Annotated in this window: 9 protein-coding genes and 1 pseudogene; 7 read left to right on the forward strand and 3 right to left on the reverse strand. The window is 59.9% G+C overall.

Annotation, left to right across the window (positions count from 1 at the left end):
* The 5 genes and pseudogenes from J3489_RS37950 to J3489_RS28860 form a co-directional block, all read left to right on the forward strand.
* Window positions 1–448: LysR substrate-binding domain-containing protein (locus J3489_RS37950; RefSeq protein WP_242540389.1), on the forward strand; the 448-nt coding region annotated here is incomplete at its 5' end.
* A gap of 535 nt (window positions 449–983) precedes the next feature.
* Window positions 984–2,111, forward strand: a complete 1,128-nt coding sequence (locus tag J3489_RS28845) for a YncE family protein (protein ID WP_207004082.1) — start codon at window positions 984–986, stop codon at window positions 2,109–2,111.
* 45 nt (window positions 2,112–2,156) lie between these two features.
* Window positions 2,157–2,413, forward strand: a pseudogene (locus J3489_RS38965) (DDE-type integrase/transposase/recombinase); the annotation flags it as partial.
* A 402-nt stretch (window positions 2,414–2,815) separates the two neighbouring features.
* Window positions 2,816–3,049, forward strand: coding sequence for a hypothetical protein (locus J3489_RS28855; protein ID WP_207004084.1), 234 nt, complete (start codon window positions 2,816–2,818; stop codon window positions 3,047–3,049).
* Window positions 3,027–3,746 carry a GntR family transcriptional regulator gene (locus tag J3489_RS28860; protein WP_207004086.1) on the forward strand — a complete coding sequence of 240 codons (720 nt, stop codon included), beginning with the start codon at window positions 3,027–3,029 and terminating at the stop codon, window positions 3,744–3,746. Before J3489_RS28855 ends, J3489_RS28860 begins: the two co-directional genes overlap by 23 nt.
* Window positions 3,747–3,949: 203 nt before the next feature.
* Here J3489_RS28860 and J3489_RS28865 read toward each other — a convergent pair whose 3' ends face one another.
* Entirely contained in the window at window positions 3,950–4,897 is a 948-nt protein-coding gene (locus tag J3489_RS28865; protein WP_207004089.1) for a LysR family transcriptional regulator, read from the reverse strand.
* A gap of 221 nt (window positions 4,898–5,118) precedes the next feature.
* Between J3489_RS28865 and oxlT the strand changes: the two genes are divergently transcribed.
* Together oxlT and J3489_RS28875 are read left to right on the forward strand one after the other, a co-directional pair.
* Window positions 5,119–6,447: an oxalate/formate MFS antiporter gene (gene oxlT / locus J3489_RS28870; protein ID WP_207004091.1), complete on the forward strand. Its 1,329-nt coding sequence runs from the start codon at window positions 5,119–5,121 to the stop codon at window positions 6,445–6,447.
* Between the two features lie 22 nt (window positions 6,448–6,469).
* Window positions 6,470–7,387 carry a LysR family transcriptional regulator gene (locus J3489_RS28875; protein WP_207004093.1) on the forward strand — a complete coding sequence of 306 codons (918 nt, stop codon included), beginning with the start codon at window positions 6,470–6,472 and terminating at the stop codon, window positions 7,385–7,387.
* 135 nt (window positions 7,388–7,522) lie between these two features.
* Here the strand turns inward: J3489_RS28875 and J3489_RS28880 are convergent, their stop codons facing one another.
* Entirely contained in the window at window positions 7,523–8,542 is a 1,020-nt protein-coding gene (locus tag J3489_RS28880) for a 2-dehydropantoate 2-reductase (RefSeq protein WP_207004096.1), read from the reverse strand.
* A gap of 146 nt (window positions 8,543–8,688) precedes the next feature.
* Window positions 8,689–8,848: formate dehydrogenase subunit delta (locus tag J3489_RS28885; protein ID WP_207004107.1), on the reverse strand; the 160-nt coding region annotated here is incomplete at its 5' end.

Raw genomic sequence — 8,848 nt, forward strand, 5'->3', positions numbered from 1 at the left:
GCGCATCGGCAATATGGCGCGCGTCACGTGCGCCGCGCCTGCGTACCTCGCGCAGCACGGCGAGCCGAAGACGCCGGATGCGCTCCGCCATCACGTCGGCGTCAATTACGTGTCGAGCAACACGGGGCGGGTGCGCGGCTGGGACTTCGTGATCGACGGTAAAACCGAGCTGATCGAGATGAAAGGCACGATCGCCGTCAACGATGCGGATGCCTACGTGACATGCGGGCTGCACGGACTGGGCATCGTGAAGGGCCCACGCTACACACTCGGGCCGTATCTGGCGACAGGTGCGCTGCGCGAAATCCTCGTCGACTATCCATCGACGCCGCGGCCGATATCGATTCTCTATTCGCCGAACCGGCACCTGCCGCGCCGGATCCGCGTGTTTGCGGACTGGATTGCCGAGGTATTCGCACGCGAACCGTTGATGCAGTTCAAGAACTGACACTGAGCATCACCGTGATCGAAGCGCGCCGGACACGCGGGAGCATCCGGCGGACGTTTCCGCGACGTCACCACCGCGTTCACCACGCGCATTCTCAATTCGCCTTGCGCTTCGGCTGTCATCGTCCTCGCATCACGCTTCGTCATCACTCGCTTGTCCGGCAGCAATATGATCCTTGACGCGGATAATAGATATTTCGTTGACTGATCAATATATAGCGCAAAGCGAATGTAGATCATAAATAAGATTTACTTTCGGATTTTTCGCCATGCGTCCATTGTATGCCCCATGCAGCCAGTCTATGGCTCCAGTGCGGGCACAGCGAAGACTGCGGCATCCCAATTGAGAAGTATTCCTTATCAAATCACGGTAGATCCTTGGCCAACTGCCGCCAACCGGCACGTGGTCGCGACGGTGCTCCTCCGGGCCACCGGGTCGACTGGTGTCGATCAACAGATCTAACGAGTGAATTTTAGTGTCCAGGCCGATCTTGTTGTTCTGCGGTTCGGTCGTTAAAACGAAAGGAGACAATTCGATGCAAAACCGCTTGATGACCGTCTTACTGCTCGCGGCGGCTTTGGCCGGTTGCGGAGGGGGATCTGGAGATGACCCTAGCGCCGCACCGACTCCGCCGAAACTACTGACCAACATTGCTGTGCCGAATGCCTCGAGCCCGCCATTCAGTTTCGACATTGGTTACGTCGAGGCCGGCAAGTACTATCTTACCGACCGGAACAACAAAGCCATCGATGTAGTGGACACTAAATCGAACACATTGATCGCGCAAATTCCTGGGCCGTTCACCGGCGCTGGCGCCACAACGGACGAGTCCGGACCGGATGGGATTGTGGGGATCACGGGCACGAACACGATCTACGTCGGCGACGTCGACTCGATCAAAGTGATCGATACGGCTGCGCAAAAGACGGTCAACACGATCGTCATCAGCAATTCCGGTTCACGGGTTGATGAAGGTTGCTACGATCCTGACGATCATCTTGTGTTGTTCACGAGTCCCGGAGACTCTCCGCCGTTCGCCACTTTCATTTCAACGCTGACCCAAACGCCGGTGGCGAAGCTTGTTTTCAACGGTTCGTCCGGACTCGAAGCGTGCGTGTACGATCCGGTCACGAAGAGCTTTTTGATGAACAATGACGGGACATCCGCCAACCCCAATGGCCAACTTGATGTCATCACCGCAAGTTCTGCGGCAGCTGGAAGTCCTTCTGTTAGCAAGTCGTTTCCGCTTGGGAAGTGCGGACCAGCCGGAATCGTACTGGGCCCAAATAACGACGTGCTCGTTGGATGCGATCCGCCGGCCGGGAACCCCCTCATCACGCTGATCATGGATCGTGCAACCGGCGCAATCCACATCACCTTGCCGTTTGGCGGAGTGGACCAGGTCAATTACGATCCGGCTTCCAACCGCTACTTCCTACCGGCCCGACACTACGTGACAGGCGGCACGGCGGCTTCTTCGGGATTTGACCCGCAGATGGGAGTAGTCGACGGAGCGTCGCGGCAGCTGCTTTTTATGATTCCCGTGGGCACCGGCGCCCACTCTGTTGCCATCGACAGTGCGCTCGGACAGGTGTATGTGCCGTTCCAGGCCGGCGCGGGACAATTCCCGAACGGGGGCATTTCGGTGTTTTCGACCCACTAGCCTCTCCGGTAAGCGGTTTGACGCCTGGGCGCTGAATCGGCGCCCAGACATGTGTATCGCGCCGTCGACACGGCCGGGCAGGCGGTCGACCCTGATGCGTGCCCATCGTGACAAGGCTGCGCCCAGCGCTACTTTGAGAAGTCGAACAAGCGCCGTCCGCGGCCGATGCTCGGGTTCAAGACTGTTGTGTCCGCATTCTGCTGGACGCTTTCGAGCTCATGCACATGATTGTGAAGCGGCAGATGCAAAACAGCGGTAGCGGCCAGACTCCCGCCGAGCGGTTCTACGCGGCGCTTAAATAAGCATTCCTTAGCATATCGTTGACTCTCGGCGCACCGCCCTTACTGCGACAGAACCCATTCGCGCGCGTTCGTGTCGAGATGGAAGCAAGCGCCGCCAATGCGCCCCCGTCGCCCCTCAGAGCCATCTGACAGTGGCAGAAGCCCCGCCAGACCGCCTCTCAAGCAGCACCTAAAGACCAAACAGCAAGTATTTGATCTTATTCAATATAATATGAGGAATCGACCGCTAACCCCTGTCGCGCCTAGACCGCGCTATCGTCTATCGTCGTAATCTGCATTGAAATCACGGGGGTGCTAGTGTCGAAGAAGAAGTTTGTGATATATTGAATACCGAATATTGACCTTTGCGGCGACGCAGCATGTCATTCCGCCGCATCATCATTCAGTCATTCGGGGTTACAAGTGGAATATGTCTCGCTGGCGCTGCTGGCCGTTGCTGTTGTGGGGCTGGGTTCGGCCGCTACTATTCTGTTGACTCAATCGATTCCGCAATCCGTCGCGGAGGTCGCGGGGCGGCACGGCCGCTTTGCCGGCCTGGGCGCAGCGGCTGAGGACAGTCGCCCGGCCTCGCCGGCTTTACCGTATCGCGTGCATGTTCAATCAAAGTCGATCGATGTCGTCGGAACTTCAAACTGAAGCAGTGGCCGCTCCATTCACGCTGGCGCTGCAACCTATCTATCCAAGTGGCAGCCTGCGCGATCAAGCCTACGCGATGCTGCGCCAGGCGATTGCCGACGCCGACATTTACCGGTCGCGCGAAGAGATTCGCCTTGACGAGCGCGTTCTAAGCGAGACGCTCGGAGTAAGCCGCACGCCGGTGCGCGAAGCCATGACGCTGCTCGAACAGGAGGGTTTCTTGCGCATGGTGCCGCGCCGCGGCATTTACATCGTGCGCAAGACCAAGCGTGAAATCGTCGAAATGATCCAGATGTGGGCGGCGCTCGAAAGCATGGCGGCGCGCCTTGCAACACTGCACGCGACCGACGACGAAATCGCGAAGCTGCGCCGCATGTTCGACCATTTCCGCGACGCGACGCCGGCCGAGCACATCGCCGAATATTCGGACGCGAATATCGCGTTCCATCAGGCAATTGTCGAGTTGTCGAAGTCGCAGATCATTCTCGAAACGATCAAGAACATCTTCATCCACGTGCGCGCCATCCGGCGTATGACGATTTCGCAGAGCGATCGCGCGTCGCGCTCGATCGTCGACCATCTGCGAATCATCGAAGCGCTCGAGCAGCGCGACACCGAACTGGCCGAGAAACTCGTGCGCCAGCATTCGCTCGATCTCGCGGCGTTCGTCGACGCGAATTGCGACTTTCTCGATTGACTTGACGACCTGACCTCCGACCGCGAACCGGTCGGTCGCCCCCACGCCGCGCTTTCCGCGCGTTCCCATATGAACGCGTCACGGCCTCTCGCACACGCGACGACGCCGCCTTTCAGCAGTGACTTTGACTGCTGTTCACGATGTTCTCCGCTTCCTGGTTCGGTATACGGCACCCTCGGAGATACCGCACGATGCGTCATTGACTAGTGCTTGTGTACGCTCAGTTCCATCACGCGCGTGATCTTTTCGATGAGCTGCGCGCCCTCTTCCATCAGGAAGTGCTTGAAGGCCAGAGCAACAGGCGGCAGGCGCTTGTTCTTGCGATGCACGACGTACCAATTGAGCATTACGGGAAAGCCCTCGACATCGAGTACGACGAGGTTGCCCACCTGCAGTTCGAGGTTGATCGTATGCGCGGACAAGAATGCGATCCCCATGCCGGCGATAACCGCCTGCTTGATCGTCTCGGTGCTCTTGATCTCCATTGCTATCTTGAGATTGGTGAGCCGTCCGGCGAATCCTTCCTCCATCGAGTTCCAGGTGTCGGACCCGCGCTCGCGCACCACGAACGCTTCGTCTTCCAACTCGCTCATCGTGATGTTCCGCCTGTTCGCAAGCGGATGGCTTGGCGCCGCGACGATCACATACGGATGCGGCGCAATCGGCTCCCAGACGGCATCCGTGTCGCGCGGCGGACGAACCATCACCGCGAGATCGGTCTGGTTGGTCGCAAGCTGATGCAGCAATTCCTCACGGTTGTGCACCGCCAAATTGAGCACGACGCCCGAGTAACGGTGCGCGAATTCGGCGAGCAGGCGCGGGAAGAAATAGTCGCCTGCACTGATGACGGCGACGTTCAGCTTGCCGCCTGACACCCCCTTCAGCTGGCTCATCGCTTCGTCCACTTCGTGGAACTGCTGGATGATCGCGCGGCTGTAGTGAAGCATTTCAGTGCCTGCGGCCGTCAGGTAGATCTTCTTGCCAAGTTGTTCGAAGAGCGGCAGACCCGCATGTTCTTCGAGCTGCCGGACCTGAGTGGAGACAGCGGGCTGGGTCAAATGAAGTTCCTCCGCAGCACGCGAGAAGCTCAGGTGACGGGCCACCGTCTCAAACACCTTTAGCTGGCGAAGTGTCGCGTTTCTCATCGTCATGACCGATGTATAAGCGAATATGAATCCTCATGGTAACAAACTTTAATTATCGGTAATTCAGCATCGACCCTAGCATGGGTCTGTATGGGAGAGACCGTTGCAGCCGTGCGCACTTTCGATATTTCCGGAGGCGGTTTTATCCGGGCATGACTTTAAGGCGAAATGCATCCAGACAGCGATCTGGGCCGCCTACTTTTAAATAGATAGCGGAGACAACGTAAATGAACGACATCCCACAGCGCGCACCGGCGCCCGCCTTTTGGGCGAACCGGTGGTGTCAACTCATCATTGGCATGCTGTGCATGGCGCTGGTGGCCAATCTGCAATACGCGTGGACGCTTTTCGTAGCACCAATGAATGCACGGCATCATTGGGGCGAAGCATCCATTCAGCTCGCGTTCACCATCTTCATCCTGACGGAAACCTGGCTCGTGCCAGTCGAGGGCTGGCTGGTCGACAGATTCGGCCCGCGTCCGGTCGTGGCCGGCGGCGCAATCTGCGCCGGTCTGGCATGGGTCATCTATTCGTACGCGACCGCGTTGCCGCAGCTCTATGTCGCCGCGGTCATCGCGGGTATCGGTGCAGGCAGCGTGTACGGCACCTGCGTCGGCAGTGCGCTGAAATGGTTTCCGGACCGGCGCGGCCTTGCAGCCGGCTTGACGGCGGCCGGGTTCGGCGCCGGAGCCGCTGTCACCGTGATCCCGATCGCCAACATGATTGCACGCTCTGGCTATGAGCAGGCCTTTCTCTTTTTCGGCATCTTTCAGGGCGGCTGCATGTTCGTGCTTGCCATGCTGCTGAAAAAGCCTGCGGCACGTCAGGCAGTGGCGGCCAAAAAGAAATTCGCTGTGACAAAGGTGGACTACACACCAGGGCAAATGATCAAGGCGCCGGTCTTCTGGGTGATCTACGTTTCCTTTGTGGCGGTGGCTGCCGGTGGCCTGATGGCAACGGCGCAGATCGGTCCGATTGCAAAAGACTGGGGGCTCGCAAAAATGCCGATGACGCTGTTCGGCATGACCTTGCCGCTGCTGACGGCGACGCTGTCGATCGACAACATCTGCAATGGCTTTACCCGGCCGCTTTGCGGATTCCTTTCGGACAAGATCGGCCGTGAAAACACGATGTTCCTGATCTTCATCGGCGAAGGACTTGCATTGCTCGGGCTCATGCAATACGGCACCAACCCCTATGCGTTCATGACGTTCGCGGCGCTGATTTTCCTGTTCTGGGGCGAGGTCTTTTCGATTTTCCCCGCAATCTGCGCGGACACGTTCGGCGGCAAGTATGCGGCTGCGAATGCAGGCACGCTGTACACCGCTAAAGGTACCGCTTCCCTGCTCGTGCCGCTGGCGTCGGTGTTGTCCGCGTCGGGCGGCTGGAATGCGGTGTTCGTCACCGCGGCGGTGATCACGATCGCGGCCGGCATCTCGGCGAAGCTCATCCTCGCGCCGATTCGCGCTCGCTGGATCGAATCCAGCAACGATGCGCGGCACAACCACGATATCGACGCTTCGCCACTGAGTTCGTTGGCTGGCGCAGATGAGTGAATAGCCTCCATCCAGCCGCGTCATGAACGTCACGTTACATCAGCTGAAGGTTTTCGTTGCCGTTGCGCGCCATCGGAACTTTACGCGCGCGGCGCGCGAATTCGATTTGACGCAGTCAGCCGTGAGCCGCTGCGTACGCGAACTCGAAGAGGCCGTCGAACTGAAACTCTTCGACCGCACGACCCGCCAGGTAGAACTGACCGCGGCCGGCGCGAGTCTCGAGCGGCGAATCGGCCGCCTGCTCGATGAATTCGAACTGGTGTTGCGCGAGGAGCGCACCGCCCATGACGGTCAGACTGGCGTCGTGGTCATTGCGAGCAACCCGGCGCTGTCGTCGAGCTGGGTGCCGGAGCGTCTTGCGCGCTGCGCCGCGATGTTTCCCAATTTGATCGTCATGGTGAAGGATCAGCCGCAATCCACGGTCCTGGCAAGCGTCGAACGCGGCGAGGTCGATTTCGGCATCGTTTCGGACGCCGATGCACTGCGAACTGACGCACTTCATGCACAGGTGCTTTTTTCGACGCCGCTGTGCGCCGTGCTGCCCGAAGCCCATCTGCTTGCGCAATGCACCAGGCTCATGTGGAACGCGCTCAGCAACGTGCCGCTCGTGACGCTCAGCCCCGATGCGGGCATACGGCTGGCAGTCGAGCGTGCATTGAGCGCGCATCGCATGCAGGGTCGTCCCGTCCAGGAACTGGGTCATGTTGCCGCCGTGCTGCGGATGATCGAACTGGGGATCGGCGTCGGGGTACTGCCCATCGACGCACATTGGCCGGCGCTGACCGAGCGTCTCGTCGCGCGCCCGCTTCTCCCCGAAGTGACAGTGACTGCGATGCTCGTGCGTCGCCGGAACCGTTCGCTGAGGCCGAATGCGGACGCGGTCTGGGCGCTATTCGCCGACAGAGGTGCAGACGCCAGCCACGCGGCAAACGCGTCCTAGAGGGACACGGACGGGCCGCTGAAGGCACATCGGCAGACGCCGCTCCCGCCTCCCCTTGCCTCGTGACAACGGACGCGGCGACCTTGTCCGCCGCGATGGACAAGGTCAAGAGGGGAGCGTATCTCCCCCTTGTACTTAGGAAACGCTGGAAATTTCCTGCGTCGAACCGGAAATCGGCAGTTGCGGCTGCTGCGCAATCCGTTCGCGGAGCTTGATCAGCGCCAGCACCGTATCGATCGTCGGCGTCGCCTCTCCGACGAGCCGACCCATTTCCTGGACAACGGTAAGAAGCGGGTCGATCTCCATCGGGCGGTTGGCTTCGAGGTCCTGCAACATGGACGTCTTGTGAGCGCCGACCGCACCTGCGCCCTCGATACGCCTTTCAACGTCGACACGGAAATGCACGCCGAAGCGATCGGCGATCGCCTTGGCTTCCAGCATCATGGTCTTGGACACGGCTCGCGTCGCGGGGTTGCTCGTAATGACGTCGAGCGTCGCATGGGTCAATGCGCTGATCGGATTGAAGCAAAGGTTGCCCCACAGCTTCAGCCAGATTTCGTCACGGATAGTGTCGCGGATGGGCGCATCCAGACTCGCCGCATTCATGATGTCGTGCAGTTTCAGAATTCGATCGGTACGTTCGCCGCTGGGCTCGCCGATAGGGAATTTCTTGCCGTATACGTGGCGAATCACGCCGGGTTCAACGATTTCGGCTGCCGGGTACACCACGCAGCCGATCGCACGTTCCGGTCCAAGCACGTCCCACTGCTTGCCGCCCGGGTCGACGCTGCCGAGCCTGGTGCCGGCGAATTCACCGCCATGCTTGTAGAAGTACCAATAGGGAATGCCGTTGATTGCCGTGACAATCGCCGTGTCGGGTCCCAGTAAAGGCCGCATCAGGTCAACCACGCCCGGCACCGAATGCGCTTTCAGCGCAACGATTACATAATCCTGCGGGCCGAGCTCGCGCGGATCCGACGCGCAACGCACCTTGACGACGCGTTCGCCGCCGTCGATCTGCAAGCGTACGCCGTTTTTCTGCATCGCGACGAGGTGGGGGCCGCGCGCCACGAAACTCACGTCGGCGCCAGCAGATGCGAGTTGCGCACCAAGGTACGCACCGATCGCACCGGCGCCATAAACACAGATCTTCATCTGCCGCTCCTTGTTCCAATGTGATGAATGCTGTCGAACTGAAACGAAGCTTCATTTCAGCTTGTGCGTTGCGAAGGCTTCCAGCCGCAAGACGCGGTCGCGCGTCGTGTTGCGGTGACCATTCGCGCGGCTGCTCTCTTGCGCTGCTACGCTCGTGCGGGCGCCAACTCGATACGGTGACTTGCAAGCGCCTCTCGCACGATCGGGCACAACGCCTCTCTGTTTGCCGAATCGAGCGCCGCGAGGATCGCACGCCGCATGCGCGGCTCCCAGAAACGGCGAATGTGATCGGCGACGCCGGCGAGC

Source organism: Trinickia mobilis (assembly GCF_017315705.1).
GTDB lineage: Bacteria > Pseudomonadota > Gammaproteobacteria > Burkholderiales > Burkholderiaceae > Trinickia_A > Trinickia_A mobilis.

Bases quoted from the DNA above. Each gene is read 5' to 3' on its own strand.
- J3489_RS28845 (WP_207004082.1), top strand. From the start codon at position 984: ATGCAAAACCGCTTGATGACCGTCTTACTGCTCGCGGCGGCTTTGGCC.
- J3489_RS28860 (WP_207004086.1), top strand. From the start codon at position 3,027: ATGTCGTCGGAACTTCAAACTGAAGCAGTGGCCGCTCCATTCACGCTG.
- J3489_RS28865 (WP_207004089.1), bottom strand. From the start codon at position 4,897: ATGACGATGAGAAACGCGACACTTCGCCAGCTAAAGGTGTTTGAGACG.
- oxlT (WP_207004091.1), top strand. From the start codon at position 5,119: ATGAACGACATCCCACAGCGCGCACCGGCGCCCGCCTTTTGGGCGAAC.
- J3489_RS28875 (WP_207004093.1), top strand. From the start codon at position 6,470: ATGAACGTCACGTTACATCAGCTGAAGGTTTTCGTTGCCGTTGCGCGC.
- J3489_RS28880 (WP_207004096.1), bottom strand. From the start codon at position 8,542: ATGAAGATCTGTGTTTATGGCGCCGGTGCGATCGGTGCGTACCTTGGT.